The organism is Methylobacterium sp. B1 (assembly GCF_000333255.1).
GTDB lineage: Bacteria > Pseudomonadota > Alphaproteobacteria > Rhizobiales > Beijerinckiaceae > Methylobacterium > Methylobacterium fujisawaense.
In genome coordinates this window covers 1-19,419 of record NZ_BACT01000615.1, presented here as the reverse complement: position 1 = coordinate 19,419, position 19,419 = coordinate 1, and the positions used below count along the sequence as shown (strand labels likewise).

Annotated in this window: 23 protein-coding genes and 1 pseudogene; 12 read left to right on the top strand and 12 right to left on the bottom strand. The window is 69.3% G+C overall.

Going from position 1 to position 19,419, the window contains the following annotated elements; all coding sequences use genetic code 11:
* The 3 genes from I53_RS18245 (at position 1) to I53_RS18235 (ending at position 2,808) form a co-directional block, all read left to right on the top strand.
* Positions 1-1,059, top strand: coding sequence for an ABC transporter ATP-binding protein (locus I53_RS18245; protein ID WP_078947285.1), 1,059 nt, complete (start codon positions 1-3; stop codon positions 1,057-1,059).
* A gap of 64 nt (positions 1,060-1,123) precedes the next feature.
* Positions 1,124-2,038: an ABC transporter permease gene (locus I53_RS18240; RefSeq protein WP_043353208.1), complete on the top strand. Its 915-nt coding sequence runs from the start codon at positions 1,124-1,126 to the stop codon at positions 2,036-2,038.
* Complete coding sequence (locus tag I53_RS18235) at positions 2,035-2,808, top strand: ABC transporter permease subunit (RefSeq protein ID WP_043353206.1); 774 nt, start codon at positions 2,035-2,037, stop codon at positions 2,806-2,808. Before I53_RS18240 ends, I53_RS18235 begins: the two co-directional genes overlap by 4 nt.
* A 6-nt stretch (positions 2,809-2,814) precedes the next feature.
* Here I53_RS18235 and I53_RS18230 read toward each other — a convergent pair whose 3' ends face one another.
* Together I53_RS18230 and I53_RS18225 are read right to left on the bottom strand one after the other, a co-directional pair.
* Complete coding sequence (locus I53_RS18230; protein ID WP_043353203.1) at positions 2,815-4,275, bottom strand: sodium:solute symporter; 1,461 nt, start codon at positions 4,273-4,275, stop codon at positions 2,815-2,817.
* Complete coding sequence (locus tag I53_RS18225; protein ID WP_043353201.1) at positions 4,272-4,475, bottom strand: DUF3311 domain-containing protein; 204 nt, start codon at positions 4,473-4,475, stop codon at positions 4,272-4,274. The genes I53_RS18230 and I53_RS18225 overlap by 4 nt, the downstream gene beginning before the upstream one ends.
* A gap of 200 nt (positions 4,476-4,675) precedes the next feature.
* Between I53_RS18225 and I53_RS18220 the strand changes: the two genes are divergently transcribed.
* Positions 4,676-4,906 carry a hypothetical protein gene (locus I53_RS18220; protein ID WP_043353199.1) on the top strand — a complete coding sequence of 77 codons (231 nt, stop codon included), beginning with the start codon at positions 4,676-4,678 and terminating at the stop codon, positions 4,904-4,906.
* Positions 4,907-4,945: 39 nt separating this feature from the next.
* Here the strand turns inward: I53_RS18220 and ureG are convergent, their stop codons facing one another.
* The 7 genes from ureG to I53_RS35225 form a co-directional block, all read right to left on the bottom strand.
* Entirely contained in the window at positions 4,946-5,563 is a 618-nt protein-coding gene (ureG, locus tag I53_RS18215) for an urease accessory protein UreG (RefSeq protein ID WP_043353197.1), read from the bottom strand.
* Positions 5,564-5,572: 9 nt separating this feature from the next.
* On the bottom strand, positions 5,573-6,262 hold the full coding sequence (locus tag I53_RS18210) for an urease accessory protein UreF (protein ID WP_043353248.1): 690 nt from the start codon (positions 6,260-6,262) through the stop codon (positions 5,573-5,575).
* Positions 6,249-6,746, bottom strand: coding sequence for an urease accessory protein UreE (locus I53_RS18205; RefSeq protein WP_043353196.1), 498 nt, complete (start codon positions 6,744-6,746; stop codon positions 6,249-6,251). Before I53_RS18205 ends, I53_RS18210 begins: the two co-directional genes overlap by 14 nt.
* A gap of 13 nt (positions 6,747-6,759) precedes the next feature.
* Positions 6,760-8,487: an urease subunit alpha gene (gene ureC / locus I53_RS18200; protein WP_043353194.1), complete on the bottom strand. Its 1,728-nt coding sequence runs from the start codon at positions 8,485-8,487 to the stop codon at positions 6,760-6,762.
* 2 nt (positions 8,488-8,489) lie between these two features.
* Positions 8,490-9,110 (bottom strand): urease subunit gamma, encoded by a 621-nt coding sequence (locus I53_RS18195; RefSeq protein WP_051044881.1) that lies wholly within the window; start codon positions 9,108-9,110, stop codon positions 8,490-8,492.
* 126 nt (positions 9,111-9,236) lie between these two features.
* Positions 9,237-10,250 carry a LysR family transcriptional regulator gene (locus I53_RS18190; protein ID WP_043353193.1) on the bottom strand — a complete coding sequence of 338 codons (1,014 nt, stop codon included), beginning with the start codon at positions 10,248-10,250 and terminating at the stop codon, positions 9,237-9,239.
* Positions 10,251-10,410: 160 nt separating this feature from the next.
* On the bottom strand, positions 10,411-10,755 hold the full coding sequence (locus tag I53_RS35225; protein WP_251982358.1) for a hypothetical protein: 345 nt from the start codon (positions 10,753-10,755) through the stop codon (positions 10,411-10,413).
* Between I53_RS35225 and I53_RS18185 the strand changes: the two genes are divergently transcribed.
* The 3 genes from I53_RS18185 to I53_RS18175 are packed head-to-tail and all read left to right on the top strand — an operon-like array spanning position 10,738 to position 12,420.
* Positions 10,738-11,601 carry a GNAT family N-acetyltransferase gene (locus I53_RS18185; RefSeq protein ID WP_251982357.1) on the top strand — a complete coding sequence of 288 codons (864 nt, stop codon included), beginning with the start codon at positions 10,738-10,740 and terminating at the stop codon, positions 11,599-11,601. The two genes, I53_RS35225 and I53_RS18185, sit on opposite strands and share 18 nt — an antisense overlap.
* Complete coding sequence (locus I53_RS18180; RefSeq protein WP_043353190.1) at positions 11,598-12,212, top strand: cysteine hydrolase family protein; 615 nt, start codon at positions 11,598-11,600, stop codon at positions 12,210-12,212. The genes I53_RS18185 and I53_RS18180 overlap by 4 nt, the downstream gene beginning before the upstream one ends.
* Entirely contained in the window at positions 12,205-12,420 is a 216-nt protein-coding gene (locus I53_RS18175; protein ID WP_043353189.1) for a hypothetical protein, read from the top strand. Before I53_RS18180 ends, I53_RS18175 begins: the two co-directional genes overlap by 8 nt.
* On the opposite strand, the gene I53_RS18170 is transcribed toward I53_RS18175, so the two are convergent.
* Entirely contained in the window at positions 12,421-12,600 is a 180-nt protein-coding gene (locus I53_RS18170; protein ID WP_043353187.1) for a hypothetical protein, read from the bottom strand.
* Between the two features lie 454 nt (positions 12,601-13,054).
* Positions 13,055-13,282 carry a hypothetical protein gene (locus tag I53_RS18165; protein ID WP_043353185.1) on the bottom strand — a complete coding sequence of 76 codons (228 nt, stop codon included), beginning with the start codon at positions 13,280-13,282 and terminating at the stop codon, positions 13,055-13,057.
* 254 nt (positions 13,283-13,536) lie between these two features.
* Here I53_RS18165 and I53_RS18160 point away from each other — a divergent pair, with 254 nt between their 5' ends.
* The 5 genes and pseudogenes from I53_RS18160 (at position 13,537) to I53_RS18145 (ending at position 17,794) form a co-directional block, all read left to right on the top strand.
* Entirely contained in the window at positions 13,537-14,460 is a 924-nt protein-coding gene (locus I53_RS18160) for a methenyltetrahydromethanopterin cyclohydrolase (protein WP_106428188.1), read from the top strand.
* Between the two features lie 112 nt (positions 14,461-14,572).
* Positions 14,573-15,463, top strand: a pseudogene (locus tag I53_RS31510) (RimK family alpha-L-glutamate ligase); the annotation flags it as partial.
* A 13-nt stretch (positions 15,464-15,476) separates the two neighbouring features.
* Positions 15,477-16,340 (top strand): triphosphoribosyl-dephospho-CoA synthase, encoded by an 864-nt coding sequence (locus tag I53_RS18155; RefSeq protein WP_043353184.1) that lies wholly within the window; start codon positions 15,477-15,479, stop codon positions 16,338-16,340.
* Between the two features lie 238 nt (positions 16,341-16,578).
* Entirely contained in the window at positions 16,579-17,091 is a 513-nt protein-coding gene (gene fae / locus I53_RS18150) for a 5,6,7,8-tetrahydromethanopterin hydro-lyase (RefSeq protein ID WP_043353182.1), read from the top strand.
* A 457-nt stretch (positions 17,092-17,548) separates the two neighbouring features.
* Positions 17,549-17,794, top strand: a complete 246-nt coding sequence (locus I53_RS18145; protein WP_251982356.1) for a hypothetical protein — start codon at positions 17,549-17,551, stop codon at positions 17,792-17,794.
* 105 nt (positions 17,795-17,899) lie between these two features.
* On the opposite strand, the gene groL is transcribed toward I53_RS18145, so the two are convergent.
* The coding region (groL, locus tag I53_RS18140) for a chaperonin GroEL (protein ID WP_043353181.1) at positions 17,900-19,419 on the bottom strand (1,520 nt) is incomplete at its 5' end.

Genomic DNA, 19,419 nt, shown 5'->3' with positions numbered 1-19,419 from the left:
TTGTCCGGCCTGCCGGCGCCGCGCCTGCGGCTCGAGGAGCTGACCAAACGCTTCGGCACGCACCACGCCGTCGAGGCCGTGACGCTCGATCTCGAGCCGGGGGAGTTCTTCTGTCTGCTCGGGCCGTCCGGCTGCGGGAAGAGCACCCTCCTGCGCATGATCGCGGGCTTCGAGAGACCGACCGCCGGGCGGATCCTGCTGGGGGAGGCCGATCTGACCGCGCTGCCGCCCCACCGGCGGCCGGTCAACATGATGTTCCAGTCCTATGCCCTGTTCCCGCACATGAGCGTGGCCGGCAATATCGGCTACGGTCTCAAGGGCCTCGGCCGCGCCGCCGCCGCTAACCGGGTGGCGGACCTGCTCCGGCTCGTGCGCCTCGACGGGTTCGGCGACCGCCGACCCGACACGCTCTCGGGCGGTCAGCGGCAGCGGGTCGCCCTGGCCCGGGCGCTGGCCCGGGAGCCGCAGCTGCTGCTTCTCGATGAGCCGCTCGGCGCCCTGGATCGCGGCCTGCGCGAGGAGACGCAGGGCGAGTTGCGCGCCGTCCAGCGGCGGCTCGGCACCGCCTTCATCGTCGTCACGCACGATCCCGAGGAGGCGATGATGCTTGCCGACCGGATCGGCGTCATGGAAGGCGGGCGCCTGATCCAGGTCGGACCTCCGGCGGAGCTCTACCGACGCCCGGCGAGCCGCTTCGTGGCGGGTCTGCTCGGCGACGTGAATCTCATCCCCGGCCGCCTCGGCGCGAGAGGGCCCGGCGGCGCTCGCGAAGTCGAGACCGCTTATGGCGCCGTGCGGGGCGTCGCGGCGGGCACGTTGGAGACGGGGGCCGCCGTCGTGGTCGCCGTGCGGCCGGAGGACCTCGTTCTCGGCACGGAGGGGCTGCCGGTGGTGATCGCCGATTCCGTCTTTCTCGGAGACAGGCTGCGTCGGACCCTGCGCCTGCCCGACGGCACGACGCTGCGGGCGAGCGGGCGACCGACGGAGGCCGGGCAGGCGCTCGGATCGGCATCGCATGCCGGCTTCGCGGCCGAGGCCGCCGTGATCCTGCCGGCATGAGGCCCATCGCGCCGTCGGCCGATCCGCATGCCCGCCCGGGGCGGCGCGATCCGGGGGCCCGCCGGTGAGCGGCCGGATAACGGCACGGCTGTTCGATCGTCTCGTGCGGCTGCCACCCTTCCTCTGGCTGGCGGCGTTTTTCCTGCTGCCGTTCGCGATCACCCTCAAGATCAGCCTGTCGGAGCCGGCGACGGCGATTCCCCCCTATCTGCCGGTGCTCGACTGGCGGGCCGGCCTCGACGGCTGGTCGAGCTTTCTCGAAGCCCTGAACTTCGACAATTACCTGACGCTCTACGCCGACCCGCTCTATCGGGACGCCGTCCTCGGCTCGCTGACCTACGCCGCCCTGGCCAGCCTGATCCTTGTCGCCCTGGGCACACCGCTCGCCTACGCGCTGGCCCGCGCCCCGTCCCGATGGCAGCCGCTCCTCGTGGCGCTGGTGGTCGTGCCGTTCTGGACCAGCTTCCTGATCCGGGTCTACGCCTGGATCGCGATCCTCAAACCGGAGGGTCTGCTGAACCTCATGCTGATCCGGCTCGGGCTGATCGGCGAGCCGCTCACGATCCTCAACACCGACGCCGCGGTGATCATCGGCCTCGTCTACGCGTATCTGCCCTTCATGGTCCTGCCGCTCTACGCGGTGATGAACCGCCTCGACCCGACGCTGCGGGACGCCGCTGCGGATCTCGGCGCATCGCCGACCCGGGTGTTCTGGACCGTGACCCTGCCGCTCAGCCTGCCCGGGATCGCGGCCGGCGCGGGCTTGTGCTTCATCCCGATGATCGGCGAGTTCGTGATCCCGGACCTTCTCGGCGGCTCGGAAACCCTGATGCTCGGCCGGGTGCTCTGGACCGAGTTCTTCTCGAACCGCGACTGGCCCCTGGCCTCCGCGGTGGCGGTCCTGATCCTCGCCATCGTCATCGGCCCGGTGGTGCTGTTCCGGGACAGCCTGCGCGCGGGCGAGGGGGAGTCCCCGTGACCTGGGTCACCCGCACCGCCCTCGCGGCCGGCCTCGTCTTCCTCTACGCGCCGATCGTGGTGCTGATCGCCTACTCGTTCAACGCCTCGCCCCTGGTCACGGTCTGGGGCGGTTTCTCGACCCGCTGGTACGGTGCGCTGATGTCCGACGCGCCGCTCATCGCAGCCGCCTGGGTCTCTCTGAAGGTCGCGATCCTCGCGAGCCTGCTCGCCACGATCCTCGGCACCCTCGCAGCCCTGGTCCTCGAGCGGCAGGGCCGCTTCCGCGGACGGGCGCTGTTCACCGGCCTCGTCGTCGGACCGATCGTCATGCCGGAGGTGATGATCGGGCTCTCGCTCCTGCTGATGTTCATAGGGATCGGGCTGGACCGGGGCCTCCTCACGATCGTCATCGCTCACACGACGTTCTGCACGGGCTTCGTGGCGGTGGTGGTCGGGGCGCGCCTGCGCGGTCTCGATCGATCCCTGGAGGAAGCCGCGGCCGACCTCGGCGCGACGCCCGCGCGGGTGCTGATGACCGTCACCCTGCCGCTTCTGGCGCCCGCTCTGACCGCCGGGGCCCTCCTCGCCTTCACCCTGTCGCTCGACGACCTCGTCATCGCGAGCTTCGTGTCCGGCCCCGGCTCGACCACGCTGCCGATGCGGCTCTACAGCCAGGTCAGACTCGGGGTGAACCCGGAGATCAACGCGGCCTCGACCCTCTTGGTCGGGCTGGTGAGCGCCGCGGTGCTTCTGGCATCCTGGCTCACGACCCGGCGGGGGCAGGCCTGAGGCCCGTCACTCAGCGGCCTGCGCGGCGGTCGCCCCGACGCGCATCAGTTGCGCCACCGCGAGGGTGACCACGAGATTCACCATCAGCGCCACGATGCCGACATTCACGTCCTGGAGCGGTCCGAGGGCGGAGAGGCTGGACAGGCTGAACCCGCTCAGGACGGTCGCCGCCACGGTGGCGACGCCCGCGACGATGCCGGCCATCGCAGCGCGCCGATCGAGCGGGTTGCGCCGCATCAGGCTGGCGATGAAGCACGGAAAGAGCTGCGTGACGAAGTTGTAGCCTATCAACAGGAGCTGCACGATCGTGTCGCCGCCCGACAGGGTGAAGCCCACGCAGACCAGCGCCAGAACCGGCACCAGTATCTTGCACAGCCGGGCGGTGGCGGCATCGTCCATGCCGGGTCGCAGAGGCCGGACGAGGTTGTTGGCCACCAGCGTCACGCCGGCGATCAGGATCATCGATCCCGGGACCAGAGCGGTCAGCACGCCGGTGGCGCCGATGAGGCCGATGACCCAGGGCGGGAAGGTCGCAAGGGCGAGCTTGAACAGCGACAGATCGACATCCGGGCCGGTGAGGCCGGGCACCTGCATGACGGCCGTGAAGCCGATTACGAACACGAAGAGATTGATCAGCTGGTAGATCGGCAGGATCACGGCGTTTCGCCGGAAGGCGCCGGGCTCGCGCGCCGTGTAGAGCGACGCGAAGGTGTGCGGCCACATGTATCCGCCCAGGGCGGTGAGCAGGACCGTCGTGGTGAACCAGGTCGGGCTCTGGCCGCGATCGGGCAGGGCGAGGAAGCCGGGCTTCGCCGCCTCGATGGCCTGGAACAGCCCTCCATAGCCGCCGTAATAGTGCACCGGCAGGTAGATCCCGAGGAAGACCACTACGAACAGGATGCTGGTGTCCTTGATCACCGCCGTCCAGGCCGAGCCGTGGACGCCCGAGACGACCACGTAGACGGTGAGGGCGGCCGCCCCGATCCAGACCGCGGCGGTCGACGAGATGGCCCCGTAGGACGCTGTGGAGACGATGATCCCCAGGCCCTTGAACTGGAGCACGAGGTAGGGGACCAGCGCCACGATCCCCACCAGAGCCACCAGCATGCCGAGCGCCGGGCTTCGGTACTTGCGGGCGAAGAAATCGGGTTGCGTGTAGAGGCCGTTCTGCTTCGCGTAGCGCCAGACGGGCGGCAGCAGCCAATACGAGGTGACGTAGGCGAGCGTCAGGTAGCAGAGGATGTAGTAGGCCGGGCCGCCCTTGCCGTAGGCGATGCCGGACCCACCCAGGAACGTAAAGGTCGTGTAGATCTCGCCGGCCATCAGCAGGAAGACGAGGGTGGTGCCGAAGCCCCGGCCGCCCACCGTCCACTGTTCCAGGCCCATCTCACGACCCAGCCGTGCGTAGAGCCCGAGGCCGATCGCCAGCGCGAATCCGGCCGCCACGATGATGAGGGCGACGCTCATCGCGGATCCTCCGGGCTTCGGTTCTGGGGATCGGTGAGATAGATCACCGCCATCACCGCCGAGGTCCCGATCACGCAGAACACCAGCCAGGCGAGGAGCAGCGGCAGGCCGAGAACGAAGGGTTCGACCCGGTTCAGAAAGAACGGACCGATCAGGATGCCAAGAAAGGGCAGGGCGGCGAGCCACCGCAGATTTCGCATGCGCGATACCGTCCAGAAGGCCCCGATACCGCGGGTTGAATCAGTCGCGACGGACTGTCAACCTGACGGAGCCACCTCGATGCGCAGACAGATCAATCTTACGTGTTGTGCGCTCGCGCACGCGGCCCCGGGTCCGGCACGCCTAATCTCGTGCGGCTTCGCGACGTTCGGCGCCGCGGATGCACGAGGGATTTCGCGCGATGAAACCGACCCTGACTATCGCCGCGCTGGCGGCGCTTCTCGCCGTTCCGACGGTCCAGGCTGAGGCACGGCCGCGTCAGGCGGCCGCCAAGGTCCAGCTCAGCGCCGCACTCAAGGCGCGCCAGACCGTCATGAACGATTTCAACGCCCGCATGAGCCGCCTCGACGCGCTCATGGGTGTGCCGAAATCGTCGTCGGTTCGCGCTCGCTCCGCCGAAGCCGGGCGCTAGAGTCGAGCACCACGCGTTCGACGCGACCGGCTCATCGGTTCAGCGACCGAGACCGCCCGCCTCTTCGACGAAGCGCGCGACGGAATCCGCGCCCGCCCCCTCCCGCAAGGACGCGAACACGTAGGGCCGCGCGCCGCGCATCCGCTGCGTGTCGGATTCCATGACCGACAGGTCGGCGCCGACGAGGGGCGCGAGGTCGGTCTTGTTGACGATCAGCAGATCCGAGCGCGTGATGCCCGGGCCGCCCTTGCGGGGGATCTTCTCGCCGCCGGCGACGTCGATGACGTAGAGGGTGATGTCGGCGAGTTCGGGCGAGAACGTCGCCGCGAGATTGTCGCCCCCGGATTCGATCAGGACTAGATCGAGCTTGGGGAACCGCCGGGTCATCTCGGCGACGGCGGCGAGGTTGATCGAAGCGTCCTCTCGGATCGCGGTGTGCGGGCAGCCGCCGGTCTCGACACCGAGAATGCGCTCCTCGGGGAGGGCGCCGGCTACGGTCAGGATGCGCGCATCCTCCTTCGTGTAGATGTCGTTGGTGATCGCACAGATCTCGTAGCGGTCGCGGAAGCGCTTGCAGAGCTGCTCCATCAGGGCGGTCTTGCCGGAGCCGACGGGACCGCCGATGCCGACGCGGAGGGGGCCGTTCGAGGAGGTCATGCTTCGGGCTCAGGATCGGAAGATGCGGGAATATTGAGTCTCGTGCCGAAAGGAGCCGAGATCCAGGCGGAAGGTTGCGGCACCGAGGGCGTCGAGCCCCGCCTCAGCGGCGGCGGCGGCCAGCGGCACGAGCCGCGGAGCAAGGGCGGCGATCACCCGGGTCCCGGCTGCCTGGCCCACGGGCGCCGCCCGCAGGGCCGCCGAGACGAGGTTCTGAAGGAAGGCGAGGCCGTAGACGGCGAGAACCGACGCCAGCGCCATGCGATGCGCCCCGGCGGCGAGCCCGACGGCGACCGGGTAGGCGACCGGACCAGGCAGTTCTTCGGAGAGCGCCGCAAGCGCCGGGCAGGGCCAGGCGCCGCGTGTCGCGTCCAGAAAGCTCCGCCCCTGCTGGCTCGTCTCGAGGTGCAGTTCCCGGGACGGGGCGAGGGCGAGCGCGAGATCGTTGACGGCGATGAGGCCGACGCCGTCGGAGGCGCCTGCCGCCCGGTGGGCCTCGGCCGCGAGGATCAGGTCGTTGCGCAGGGCGCCGCGGGTACAGACGTCCTCGAGCCACAGCGTCAGGCCGGCCTCGTCGCGGATATCTCCGGCTTCGACAGCCCATTCCAGGCCGTGCGAGTAGGCGTAGGCGCCCACCGGGTAACCCGGCGACAGCCACGCCATCAGACGCAGCGAATCCAGGGTTTCAGCCGCCGGCATGGTGGTGATGGTGGTGGCCGCCGTGGGAATGGTCATGCTCGTGGGCGTGGCCGCCGGAATAGGCACCGCCCTCGGGCCGGAACGGTCGCTCCACGGGCTCGGCGGTGCCGCCGAGACCGCGCACCATCTCGGCGAGCACATGGTCATCGGCGATCCACACCGCGTCCGCGCCGATCTCGGCGGGGATGTGCCGGTTGCCGATGTGCCAGATCAGGCGCTTGAGGGCATGGTCGTCCGGTGCGCGGATCTCCAGAAGGCGCTCCGGCGCCGCCTCGACCCAGACGAGGCGGCCGTCCTGCAGGACCAGGGCGTCGCCGTCCTCCAGCACGGCCGGCTCCGGCAGGTCGAGCAGGAAGCCCAGCCCGCCTGCGCCGCGCATGGCGACCCGGCGGCGATGCCGGTCGCCGTGATCGAGCACGACGCGGTCGACGATCTCGCCGCCGGACAGGGCGTCCCGGCGAAGGATGCGGGTGGCGCGAATCATCGGACGGGACCGCTCAGAACAGGAAGTAGCGCTGCGCCATGGGCAGCACCTCGGCGGGCTCGCAGACCAGCAGCTCGCCGTCGGCCCGGACGTCGTAGGTCTCGGGATCCACCTCGATCTCGGGCGTGGCGTCGTTGAGGATCATGCTTTTCTTCGAGATGCCGCCGCGCACATTCTCCACGGCCACCAGGTCCTTCTGGACGCCGAGCCGTTCCCGCAGGCCGTCGTCGACGGCGGCCTTGGAGACGAAGGTCAGGGCGGTGGCGAAGGGGACCCGACCGTAGGCACCGAACATCGGCCGGTAATGCACCGGCTGCGGCGTCGGGATCGAGGCGTTCGGGTCGCCCATGGGGGCGGCCGCGATGCTGCCGCCCTTCAGCACGAGATCGGGCTTCACCCCGAAGAAGGCCGGCGTCCAGAGGACGAGGTCGGCAAGCTTGCTGGGCTCCACCGAGCCGATGTGCCGGGAGATGCCGTGCGCGATGGCCGGGTTGATCGTGTATTTGGCGATGTAGCGACGCGCCCGCAGGTTGTCGGTGCCGGAGGCATCCCCCGGCAGCGCGCCCCGCTGCCGCTTCATCTTGTCGGCGGTCTGCCACGTGCGGATGATGACCTCGCCGACCCGGCCCATGGCCTGGCTGTCGGAGGACATCATCGAGAGCGCGCCGATATCGTGCAGGATGTCCTCGGCCGCGATGGTCTCGCGCCGGATCCGGCTCTCCGCGAAGGCGAGATCCTCGGGGATCGACGGGTCGAGGTGGTGGCAGACCATGAGCATGTCGAGATGCTCGTCGATCGTGTTCCACGTGTAGGGCCGCGTCGGATTCGTGGACGACGGGAGCACGTTCGGGAGCCCGGCGACCTTGATGATGTCGGGGGCGTGCCCGCCGCCGGCGCCCTCGGTGTGGAAGGCGTGGATCGTCCGGCCCTTGAAGGCGGCGATCGTGTCCTCGACGAAGCCCGATTCGTTGAGCGTGTCGGTGTGGATCATGACCTGGATGTCGTGGGCATCGGCCACGGACAGGCAGGTGTCGATCGCCGCGGGCGTGGTGCCCCAATCCTCGTGCAGCTTCAACGCGCAGGCACCCGCCCGCACCATCTCGACGAGGCTGTCCGGCCGGGACGCGTTGCCCTTGCCGGCGAAGGCGAGATTCATCGGGAAGGCGTCGGCCGCCTCGATCATCCGGGCGATGTGCCAGGGGCCCGGGGTGCAGGTGGTGGCGAAGGTGCCGTGGGCCGGCCCGGTGCCGCCGCCGAGCATCGTGGTGATCCCCGAGCAGAGCGCCTCCTCAATCTGCTGCGGGCAGATGAAGTGGATGTGGCTGTCGAAGCCGCCCGCCGTCAGGATCTTGCCCTCGCCGGCGATGACCTCCGTGCCCGGGCCGACCACGATGTCGATTCCGGGCTGCACATCCGGGTTGCCGGCCTTGCCGAGCTTGAAGATCCGGCCGCGGACGATTCCGACATCGCATTTCACGATGCCCCAATGGTCGAGGACCACGGCGTTGGTGATCACCGTGTCGACGGCGCCGTCGGCGTTGGTCGCCTGGCTCTGGCCCATGCCGTCGCGGATGACCTTGCCGCCGCCGAACTTCACCTCCTCACCGTAGGTGGTGAAGTCGCGCTCGACCGTGATCTCCAGGCTGGTATCGGCGAGGCGGATACGGTCGCCGACCGTGGGGCCGAACATGTCGGCGTAGGCGGACCGGGGCAGGCTGGCGGGCTTGGGCGAATTGGCCATGGTCAGAGCTTGCCCATCACGTCGCCGCGGAAACCGTACACGGTGCGTCCGCCGGAGAGCGGCACCAGCGCGACCTCCCGCGTCGATCCCGGCTCGAAACGCACGGCGGTGCCCGGCGCGATGTCGAGGCGCTTGCCGCGGGCCTGCTCCCGCTCGAACACGAGGCCCGGATTGACTTCGAAGAAGTGATAGTGCGAGCCGACCTGGATCGGCCGGTCCCCGACATTGGCGACTTCGAGCACGGTCCGCTCGGCGTCTACGTTGAAGACGATCTCGCCGGGCAGCGTCGTCACGGCCCCGGGGACGTCTGCCGAGGCCGTCCCCCGGATCGGGTGGTGCACGGTGACGAGCTTGGTCCCGTCCGGGAAGGTGGCCTCGACCTGGATGTCGTGGATCATCTCCGGCACGCCCTCCATGACCTGATCGCTGGTCAGCACTTTGGCGCCAGCCTGCATCAGATCGGCCACGGTGCGGCCGTCCCGGGCGCCCTCGACCACGAAATCGGTGATCAGTGCCACCGCCTCCGGGTGGTTGAGCTTCACGCCCCGTGCGAGGCGGTTGCGCGCCACCTGTGCCGCCATGGCGATCAGCAGCTTGTCCTTTTCGCGGGGTGTCAGCAGCACGGGCAACCTCGTCGTCGTGGCCGCCGGAGCAAGGATCATGCGCGTTGCGCGGTCAAGGCCAAGGCGGACCCCGTGGAGACGCTTCGGGCCATCGACGGTCGGGGGCCGCTCAGGGTCTCGGCGACGTCACGACGTCATGGCGATGAACCCGGCGAACAGGTCCGGCAGGGGCTCGCCCTTGACGGCGCCCGGCAGGTCGCGGGGATGGATGAACTCGTCCCGGAACCAGGGATAGCGCTTCGGATCGAAGGACGCCCGCAGCCAGTCGATCGTCCGCCGCACGCGGCCGATCCGCTCCGCATCCGGGTGATAGGTCAGCCAGATGTCGACGCCGAAGCGGCCGAGATTGTCCACCGGGACGACCTGCGCGCCGATCGCGCTGGCATAAGTCGGGAGCAGGCCGATCCCGGCGCCCTTCGCGATCGCCCAGTAATACGCGCTGCTGACATTGATCTTCAGGGTGATCGGCACCGTCGCGGGAAAGCCCGGCACTGAGCGCACGTAATCCTCGAGGCGCATGGTCTGGCTGCCGTCCTGAACCACGATCCGGTGACGCGCGAGATCCTCGGGGCGATCGGGAAGCCCATACGTCTCCACGTAGCTCCGCCCGGCATAGGGCACCATGTGGATCCGGCCGAGCTTGACGACGCGCAGGTCCGGGCTCGTCGGGCGCGTCAGCTGGATGGCAACGTCCGCTTCGAGCCGCAGGACGTCGGCGGATTCCATGGCGCAGCGCAGGTCGACGGTCAGGCGCGGATTGGCGCGCTGGAACTCGACGAGCCGCGGCGCGAGCCAGAACGCCCCCAGCCCTTCCGTCACCGCGATGCGGACCTCGCCGGTCTCGGCGAACGGAGCGACCTCGCCCGTGCGCACCAGGCTGAACGCCGCAACCTCCATGCGGTTGGCCGCGTCCAGGATCGCCTGCCCCTCGGTGGTCAGACGGATCCCGTCGACATGGCGCGTCATCAGCGGGGCACCGATCAGGGCCTCGAGATCGCCGATCCGGCGACGCACCGAATTCACGGACAGGCCGAGCTTGGCGGCCGCCGATCGGAAGCTTCCGGACCGCTGGAGCGTCAGGAAGACTCGGATGCTCTGCCAGTCGGGCATCGAGCCCCGGCTTGCCTCCGTCTGTTCCATCGACGGAACACCCCTGTTTCAATTTTTGCACATACAGCCAGAGCGCTAGATGCGAAGTGCTGGACCGTCAATCCAAAACCGAATGACAGGTCATCCGATGACACTGCACATGGCTCGCGGCCAGTTCGTGGCGGGGGATACGGATCAACTTGGTCCAGCGTCAGTCACTGTGGAGCCGCGGCATGACCTGAGCATGTTGCGCGTCGATCGTATCGCCCGTCATCTCGTCGTATTCATGCCGGCGCCGGACGATCTCAGACGCCTGATCGAAGATGCGCGTACAGATCTGCCGGATCTGGCACCCCTGCACGTCGTGCAGCGCGTGATGTCGATCAATCCGGACAGCGTCCTGGCGATTGCCCAGAAACACAAGTTCGATGCGGCACGTCCGCAGGGCGACGGCTTCGTCGCCTGCCTGATGCTGAATGCGGCCGGCCTGGCCGCGCTCAAGACGGGAACGCTCGATGCGTCGGATCCACCGGCCGCGATGCTGGCCGGTCAGCACGAACGTCCGGCCGGGATCTATGTCTGGGCGGTCTACGCGCGGCGGCGGCTTGCCGGTGGCGTCAGCCTCGTCTTCGACCGTCTGTCGAGCCCAACCTATCGCGGCGTCGATTTCTACGCCCGGGCGGCGACGCCCGAGGGCGCGGATCTGCTCACGACGCTCGGCTTCACGGTCCGCAAGACCGGCTGTGTGGACCTGTACCATTTCGCCCGCGGGCCGAAGACGGAGGCCGCACCGCTCTACGACAGCCACAAGCCGGGCGGGGCCGGCACCAGCGTCGCGGTCGCGCGGAACCTGGAGGATCTGTCCCGGGTCATCGCCCTGCGCGCCGCCGTCTACATGGCAGAGCAGGCCTGCCCCTACGAGGAGGAGTTCGACGGCAACGACCTCTCGGCGACGCACCTGATCGGCTATGTCGGGGACGAGCCGGCGGGCTGCCTGCGCATCCGGTTCTTCGCGGATTTCGCCAAGATCGAGCGCCTTGCGGTCCGGGCCGAGTTCCGCAACACCCGCTTGGCCTTCGCCCTGGTCCGGGCCGGAATCGAACTCGCGCGGGTGAAGGGCTACCGCCGGCTCTACGGCCACGCCCAGAAGCGCCTCGTCGGCTTCTGGAGCCGCTTCGGCTTCCGGATCTTCGACGGTGCGCAGGAACTGGTCTTCTCGGACTTCGACTACGTCGAGATGCTGCTGGAGGCAGAGCCGCATCCGCAGGCCATCGGGCTCGGCGCCGACCCCTACGTCATCATCCGGCCGGAAGGACGCTGGCACCGGGCGGGAACCCTCGACCGGTCCCGCAGCCGGGCCGTGACGCGGCCCTCCGTGGACCGGACGGTGGCGGCGCGATGAACCGGCCGATCAATCCGGCGCTGTATCGCCGGCCCCGCAGCGTCCCGGTTCTGGTGCTGGTGGACATGCAGCAGGAATACGAGATCGCCGGGCGTCCGCTCGCCCTGTCGGGGATCGAGCCCGCGCTCCAAAACTGCCGCCGCGCCCTCGCGCATGCCCGCGCGAGCGGCATACAGGTGGCCTATGTCCGCTGGGTCGGGGCGCCGCTGTTCCAGGCGGGCAGCCGCTACGCCCGCTGGATCGAGGGGTTCGAGCCCCACGGCTGCGACATGATCTTCGACCGGGACCGCCCCTCCTGCTACGCGAGCCCCGCCTTCGCCGACGCGATGGAGCGCGGAAGCCCGCCCCTGGTCATGGCGGGCTTCGCCGCCGAATCCTCCTGCCTCGCGACGGCGGTCGACGGCTTCCACCGGGGTCAGGACGTGACCTTCCTGTCCGATGCCTCCGCCAGCCACGATCTGGAGGACATCGGCGCCGAAGAGATCCACCGGTCGGTGAGCGCGGTGATGCGGGTCTTCGGCGACGTCACGGACACGCAATCGTGGATCGCGACCTCCTCGCCGTTCAAGCCCATGCCAGCCGCCCCGAGATCGAGGCACGACAATGACTGACCGCGCCCAGAGCCACGGGATGCCGGACGACGACCCAGCGGGCGAAGAGGACGTGAACTTCCGTCTCGGCCGCCACGCGATCCAGCTGCTGCAGGCGGCGCGCGATGCCGGCGAGCCGACGCTGATCGCACAGGCCGAAGCCATGGCGATGGCGGTCGGCTTCGTCCTGGCGAGCCGCATTCAGGACGGGATGCCGGAGACCGATTGATCAGTCGGTTCCGTCGTCTCCGCCGATCAGGCGCATGGCGCGCAGGCGTGCCATGCGCTCGTCCCGCGCGCGCCTGTCGGCCGCGAGGGCGCGCCAGAGGGCCAGAAGCTCGGTCTCGTGAGGCGTATCGAGGGTTTCGTCGGCGTCGTGCGCCGTTCCGGCGTGATCGAAGGCGTCCATCTTCGTAGTCCTGCGCCTTGAGTTGCGTTGGGCTAACAGCACGGTATCGCGATCGTCCAGCCCGAAAGATGTGCAGAGCCTGTACAAGCCGCGTGGATCGTCACGCCCGGGCGAATCCATAACCGGCAAACGAGCACCGACGCCGCGGCAACGCGCCGTCCCATTCGACTGCCGGGACCTGCCAGAAACGCCGGGGTACCAATATTGTGCAGGGCTGGATCAAGGGCCTTTTTTCGGCAAAGCGCGGCGTCGAATCCTGCCGCAGGACTGATCGATGACTCGGCACACCGGCGTCTGACTTCAAGGGCCGACCGAGCGGCGCATATCCGATCCCGGGAAGGCCGAGCAAAAAGCTCAGAAACATCCCGGACATCGAACTGTGGCAGTGCCGGACAACGGCATTCCGGACGAGGCGCCCGGAACGGATTTTCCGACGATGCGGATCCGGGTCGCGTCAGGTCCGGGATTGCGTGAGCGCGGCGATGATGGATTCGACCACTTCGATCTGCTCCTGCACGGCGACCAGCCGCGGACCGGCATCGGCGCCGTCACCCAGTACGAATGTGCCTTTCCGGCGCCGCGCGTCGCGCAGTTTCCGCACCGATGCGACGATGATCTGCCGTTCCTCGATCAGCGCATCGCGCAGCTCGTTCAGGCCATCCAGTTCCAGCGTCGAGGCCATGCGGCGTCCCGGTCTCACATCCTCGGCGCGGCATCGGCGGATGTTCCGCGCCGCCGCACCAGGCACGGATCGTCCGGACGGGGTGTCGGACGGCGTGACGCTACCCTCTGCCGTCGGCGCTTGCACGCTTTACGTCGGGGAACATTGCCGTGATCGGCGGGACGCCACGATGTCCGGAACGCGGATTGTATGCTAATGGATGCAAAATCTTCCGGCTGTGCGGAGCTTTCGGGCCAAGGGGCGGATAACGGCGCATGCTGAATGAGGACGTGCGTGAGCGCGACACCTTTCGATCCGACGCGCCGGTGACGCGCACGGACGACGACGGCGTCCATCGACCGGCGCCGGGCCCCGCATCGAGACGCTCCGGCGCGGCCGGTCTGGGCCTGCTCCTCCTCGCCATCACGGGCGGCGCCGCCTACGGCTACACGTATCTGAACAGGCCCGTCGCGAAGCCCGTGGCGGCGGCACCGCTTCCTGTGCCCGTCACCCTCGGGACGGTCGAGCAGGGTCCGTTCGCCCTGGTCTCGAACGGCCTGGGCACCGTGCAGGCCTACAACACCGTCCAGGTCCGCACGCGGGTCGACGGCGAGATCCAGCAGGTGGCGTTCCGGGAGGGACAGACCGTCCACAAGGACGATGTCCTCGTGCAGATCGACCCGCGGCCCTATCAGGCAGCGCTCGCTCAGGCGAAGGCCAAGAAGGAACAGGACACGGCCAATCTCGGCAACGCCAAAGCCGACCTTGTCCGCTACACCGGACTGGGCGCCTACGCCTCCCGACAGCAGACCGAGACGCAGACCGCCCTGGTCGCCCAGCTCACCGCGCAGGTGGCGTCCGATCAGGCGGCTATCGACAACGCCACGACGCAGCTCGGCTACGCGACGGTCCGCGCGCCCATCGACGGCGTCACCGGCTTCCGGCAGGTCGATATCGGCAACATCGTCAACGCGGCGGGCCAGACCCCGATCGTCACGATCACGCAGGTGGAGCCGATCTTCGTCGTCTTCACGGCGCCGGAGGATCAGTTGCCCGTCGGCCGGGTGAACGGCGACTTCTACAAGATCGACGGCGCCCTGTTCTCGCCGGCCGAGGCGATCGTCACGTCGGTGCGCACCGGCGTCACCTACCGCGGCGGCCGTCTGGAGCCGACGCTGGTCGACGCATCCTTCGCGTGAAGCACGCCGGGCTCCCTCTCTCCTGCGGGAGCGGGAGCCCCAACCGGATCCGGACGGCGACATCTTCCTGGCCCCCCCGCAGGCGGGTGGCAGCGTGACGATCAGGACCCCCATGCGCATCGGGCTCGCGGCCGATAACGGCACCTGGCACAAGAACCGCCTGCTGGCGGCCCTGCGCGCGAGCGGCGTGGAGCCGGTCCTGTTCTCCCTGGCGGACGTCGCCGTGGTCACGGGCGGCAGCGAGCCCCTGCGCGTGCCGGGCTTCCCGGACGCGCTGCCGGACGGCGTGCTGATGCGGACCATCGCGGGCGGCACCTTCGAGGCGACGACGATGCGGCTCGGGGTGCTGCACGCCCTTGTCGCGTCTGGTGTCACCGTCTGGAACGCCCCGACCGCGATCGAGCGCTCGGTGGACAAGGCCGCCACGTCGCTGCTCATCGACCGGGCCGGGCTCCCGACGCCGGAGACCTGGGTCTTCTCGAAGCGCGAGGCGGCGGCGTCCCTGGTCGCCGCCGAGGCACGGCCGGGCGCGCCCCTGGTGCTGAAGCCGCTGTTCGGGTCGCAAGGCGAGGGACTTGCCCTCATCGAGCGCCCGGAAGACCTTCCCGACGAGGAGGCGGTGGCGCGGGTCTACTATCTCCAGCGCTACGTTCCCCGCCGGGACGGATTGTGGCGCGATTACCGGGTGTTCGTCTGCGACGGACGGGCCATCGCCGGCATGATCCGCGAGGGCGACGGCTGGATCACCAACGTCCACCGGGGCGGCCGGCCGCTCCCCTGGGCGATGCCGCGTGCCGCCGCCGAGTTGGCCGAGGCGGCCGCCGCCGCGGTCGGCGTCGATTATTCCGGCGTCGACCTCGTCGAGGACGGGGAGGGCGGTTTCTCGTCCTGGGAGGTCAATTCCATGCCGGCCTGGTCGGGCCTGCAGACCGTATGCGAGACCGATATCGCCGTCGCGGTGGTGCGCGGCTTCCTCGCCGCGGCCCGCGGCGCCAGCCGTCCCGGCTCGTGGTGGCATGAGTGGACCCGGCACGAGCGGACCCGGCACGAGCGGCCTCGACGCGGCGCTGATCGGCACGCTCTACCGGGCCGCCTGCCTCGCGGAGCTCGACGCCCTCAAGCCCGGCAATGTCCACGCCTACGCGCCCGGCCATCGCATGGTGCTGGCGGATTTCGTCACCAGCGCCGATGTCTCGGCGCCGGCCCTGGCCCGGGCGGGCACCGGCCTGGGCATGCGGATCCGCGACGGCGTCGCCGCCACGATGGCGGCGGTGGGCCAGAACACCAATCTCGGCATCCTGCTGCTCTGCGCCCCCCTGGCCGTCGCGGCCGAGCGGGGCCTGACCGTCGCGTCGGCGCTCGAGACTTTGAACGCCACGGATGCGGACGCCGTCTTCGCGGCTATCCGCCTCGCCAATCCGGGCGGCCTCGGCCAAGCTCAGCACCACGACGTCGCCCAAGCGGCGCCCGCCGCCCTGCACGATGCGATGGCGGAGGCCGCCAACCGGGACCGGATCGCCCGCGCCTACGTGACGGACTTCGCGGACGTACCGGCGATCGGGCTCGCGGCCCTAGCCGAGGCCCGCGCCGGGGGGCTCGACCCCACATGGTGTACGACCGCGATTCATCTCGCCTTTCTCCAGGCGGTCCCCGACAGCCATGTCGCCCGCAAGCACGGCGCCGCGGCGGCCGAACGCATCCGACGGGAGACCGAGTCCCTCCGCGCCGGGATCGACCTCGCCGCACGGCCGGTCGACGCGCTGCTGGCCTTCGACGCGTCGTTGAAGGCGCGGGCCATCAATCCTGGCACGAGCGCCGATTTTACGGTCGCGACGCTGTTCTGGGACGCCCTCGCGGCTGCCGGCGCACGGCTGGTCTGACCCGGGCGCACGATCCGGGGATCGCGGCACCGGACAGATGGAAATTCCTTCGTGTCAGAGCCTTGCGCGGGTTGTGAGCCGCTGGGCCCCGCTGTAGGGTCCGCCGCGCTGTCCGGCCCAACCGGCTCGGCTCATCCGGCTCGGCCGGCATGGTCGGGCGCCGATAACAAGGATGGCTTCCCGGCCGCGGCACCGCCCGGCGCGCGGCTCTATTTCGGAATCCAGGGAGAGACACCGAATGGCGAAGATCACCAAGGTTCAGGTCGGCGAAGCGCTCGTCGGCGAGGGCAACGAGGTCGCCCACATCGATCTCATCATCGGACCGCGCGGCTCGCCCGCCGAGACGGCTTTCTGCAACGGCCTCGTGAACAACAAGCACGGCTTCACCAGCCTGCTCGCGGTCATCGCGCCGAACCTGCCGTGCAAGCCGAACACCCTGATGTTCAACAAGGTCACCATCAACGACGCCCGTCAGGCCGTCCAGATGTTCGGCCCGGCCCAGCACGGCGTTGCCAAGGCCGTGCAGGACGCGGTGGCCGAGGGCATCATCCCGGCGGACGAGGCCGACGACCTGTACATCCTGGTCGGCGTGTTCATCCACTGGGAGGCGGCCGACGACGCCAAGATCCAGAAGTACAACTACGAGGCGACCAAGCTGTCGATCCAGCGCGCCGTCAACGGTGAGCCGAAGGCTTCGACGGTCACCGAGCAGCGCAACTCGGCGCAGCACCCCTTCGCCGCCAACGCTTAGATCGGGGACGGTCCTGGGCAGAGCGAGCCTCCGCCCGCACCGCGGGGCCTGCTCCAGCGACTGGCTTCGATCTTCCTTGGCCGATAGGTAAGCCTTTGAACGGGACGGCGTGAGCCGTCCCGTTTTTCGTTCGTCGCCCGCCACTCGAACCGCCTTGAGACGGGGCTTCCGGCGCCGGCGCGCTGGACGCGTCACGGTCGGCGCGCGCGACCGCGGACGCGCGGACTGAGCCCGAGACGTCGGCCTCCCCTCGACCGCCGTGCGCCTTCGCGGCAGGGTGAGGCGCGGTCGCACCGGTGACGCGGCGGCGCCGCCGACGTCGAGGCTCCGCCGTTGATGTGGAAGAACTCCATCGCGGCGCGCGGATACTCTGTTGTCGCGGCCGCGCCAATCAGAGCCGCAAGGTCAGGTCATGCCAACAGCCGCCGAAGAATCCGCAGCCCTGCGCGATGATTGGATGCACGGCGGCCATCTGGTCCTCGCCGCGGATCCCGATCCGTCGGATCACGCGGCGATCCATGCCTGGATCCTCGACGTCATCGAGGGCGGCGGCGGAGACCCCGATCAAGACGGTATCCGCGACCTGATCTACCACAGCCTGAACTTCGACATCCCATTCCAGGCGACCGAGCGTGTCCGGCAATCCTTGATCGCCACCGTGCGAGCCCGCCTTCAGGCCCCGGCGTCGCGTCAAGGCCGCTGAGACCGACCGGACTCCGCCGCGCGCACCGAGCAGCCGCGGCAGCGCCAAAAGGAAAGGGGCCGCCTCTCGGCGACCCCCTTCCTCCGTATGCGCGGTGGCGTGGACTTAGAAGTCCATGCCGCCCATGCCGCCGCCCGGCATCGCCGGAGCAGGGCTATCCTTCTTCGGGGCGTCGGCGACCATCGCCTCGGTGGTCACCAGCAGGCCGGCGACCGAGGCCGCGTCCTGCAGGGCGGTGCGCACCACCTTGGCCGGGTCGACGATGCCGGCCTGGATCATGTCGACGTACTCTTCGGTCTGGGCGTTGAAGCCGTAGGTCTCGGAGTCCGCCTTGTCGGTGATCTTGCCGACCACGATCGAGCCCTCGACGCCCGCGTTCTGGGCGATCTGGCGGATCGGGGCCTCAAGGGCCTTGAGGACGATCTTGATGCCGGCCTGGACGTCCGGAATGTCGGACTTCAGGGCGGCGACCGCCTTCTTGGCGCGCAGGAGCGCGGTGCCGCCGCCGGGGACGATGCCTTCCTCGACCGCCGCGCGGGTGGCGTTGAGGGCGTCGTCGACGCGGTCCTTCTTCTCCTTGACCTCGACCTCGGTCGCGCCGCCGACGCGGATCACCGCGACGCCGCCCGCAAGCTTGGCCAGACGCTCCTGGAGCTTCTCGCGGTCGTAGTCCGAGGTGGTCTCCTCGATCTGCGCCTTGATCTGGCTGATCCGGCCCTCAATGTCGGCCTTCTCGCCGACGCCGTCGATGATCGTGGTGTTCTCCTTCTCGATCCGCACGCGCTTGGCGCGGCCGAGCATCGGGAGCGTCACGTTCTCGAGCTTGATGCCGAGGTCCTCGGCGATCATCTGGCCCTTGGTCAGGATCGCGATGTCCTCGAGCATCGCCTTGCGGCGGTCACCGAAGCCCGGCGCCTTCACGGCCGCGACCTTCAGGCCGCCGCGCAGCTTGTTGACGACGAGCGTGGCGAGCGCCTCACCCTCGATGTCCTCGGCGATGATCAGGAGCGGCTTGCCGGTCTGGACCACGGCCTCGAGCACCGGCAGCATGGCCTGGAGCGAGGAGAGCTTCTTCTCGTGGATGAGGATGTAGGGATCCTCGAGCTCGGCGACCATCTTCTCCGCATTCGTGATGAAGTACGGGGACAGGTAGCCGCGGTCGAACTGCATGCCTTCGACGACGTCGAGCTCGGTCTCGGCGGTCTTGGCCTCCTCGACCGTGATGACGCCCTCGTTGCCCACCTTCTGCATGGCGTGGGCGATCATCTCGCCGATCTCCTTGTCGCCGTTGGCGGAGATCGTGCCGACCTGGGCGACCTCGTCGGAGGTCGAGACCTTCTTGGCGCGGGCGATGATGTCCTTCACCGCAGCCTGGGTGGCGAGGTCGATGCCGCGCTTCAGGTCCATCGGGTTGATGCCGGCGGCGACGTACTTGGCGCCCTCGCGGACGATGGCCTGGGCCAGCACGGTCGCGGTGGTGGTGCCGTCACCCGCGATGTCGTTGGTCTTCGAGGCCACTTCGCGCACCATCTGGGCGCCCATGTTCTCGAAGCGGTCGGCGAGCTCGATCTCCTTGGCGACGGTGACGCCGTCCTTGGTGATGCGCGGGGCGCCGAAGCTCTTCT

What these genes read in the sequence shown, in the direction of transcription:
- I53_RS18230 (WP_043353203.1), bottom strand. Translation starts at nt 4,275, where the DNA reads ATGAGCGTCGCCCTCATCATCGTGGCGGCCGGATTCGCGCTGGCGATC.
- I53_RS18225 (WP_043353201.1), bottom strand. Translation starts at nt 4,475, where the DNA reads ATGCGAAATCTGCGGTGGCTCGCCGCCCTGCCCTTTCTTGGCATCCTG.
- I53_RS18220 (WP_043353199.1), top strand. Translation starts at nt 4,676, where the DNA reads ATGAAACCGACCCTGACTATCGCCGCGCTGGCGGCGCTTCTCGCCGTT.
- ureG (WP_043353197.1), bottom strand. Translation starts at nt 5,563, where the DNA reads ATGACCTCCTCGAACGGCCCCCTCCGCGTCGGCATCGGCGGTCCCGTC.
- I53_RS18210 (WP_043353248.1), bottom strand. Translation starts at nt 6,262, where the DNA reads ATGCCGGCGGCTGAAACCCTGGATTCGCTGCGTCTGATGGCGTGGCTG.
- I53_RS18205 (WP_043353196.1), bottom strand. Translation starts at nt 6,746, where the DNA reads ATGATTCGCGCCACCCGCATCCTTCGCCGGGACGCCCTGTCCGGCGGC.
- ureC (WP_043353194.1), bottom strand. Translation starts at nt 8,487, where the DNA reads ATGGCCAATTCGCCCAAGCCCGCCAGCCTGCCCCGGTCCGCCTACGCC.
- I53_RS18190 (WP_043353193.1), bottom strand. Translation starts at nt 10,250, where the DNA reads ATGGAACAGACGGAGGCAAGCCGGGGCTCGATGCCCGACTGGCAGAGC.
- I53_RS18185 (WP_251982357.1), top strand. Translation starts at nt 10,738, where the DNA reads ATGCTGGCCGGTCAGCACGAACGTCCGGCCGGGATCTATGTCTGGGCG.
- I53_RS18180 (WP_043353190.1), top strand. Translation starts at nt 11,598, where the DNA reads ATGAACCGGCCGATCAATCCGGCGCTGTATCGCCGGCCCCGCAGCGTC.
- I53_RS18175 (WP_043353189.1), top strand. Translation starts at nt 12,205, where the DNA reads ATGACTGACCGCGCCCAGAGCCACGGGATGCCGGACGACGACCCAGCG.
- I53_RS18170 (WP_043353187.1), bottom strand. Translation starts at nt 12,600, where the DNA reads ATGGACGCCTTCGATCACGCCGGAACGGCGCACGACGCCGACGAAACC.
- I53_RS18165 (WP_043353185.1), bottom strand. Translation starts at nt 13,282, where the DNA reads ATGGCCTCGACGCTGGAACTGGATGGCCTGAACGAGCTGCGCGATGCG.
- I53_RS18160 (WP_106428188.1), top strand. Translation starts at nt 13,537, where the DNA reads ATGCTGAATGAGGACGTGCGTGAGCGCGACACCTTTCGATCCGACGCG.
- I53_RS18155 (WP_043353184.1), top strand. Translation starts at nt 15,477, where the DNA reads ATGAGTGGACCCGGCACGAGCGGACCCGGCACGAGCGGCCTCGACGCG.
- fae (WP_043353182.1), top strand. Translation starts at nt 16,579, where the DNA reads ATGGCGAAGATCACCAAGGTTCAGGTCGGCGAAGCGCTCGTCGGCGAG.
- I53_RS18145 (WP_251982356.1), top strand. Translation starts at nt 17,549, where the DNA reads ATGCACGGCGGCCATCTGGTCCTCGCCGCGGATCCCGATCCGTCGGAT.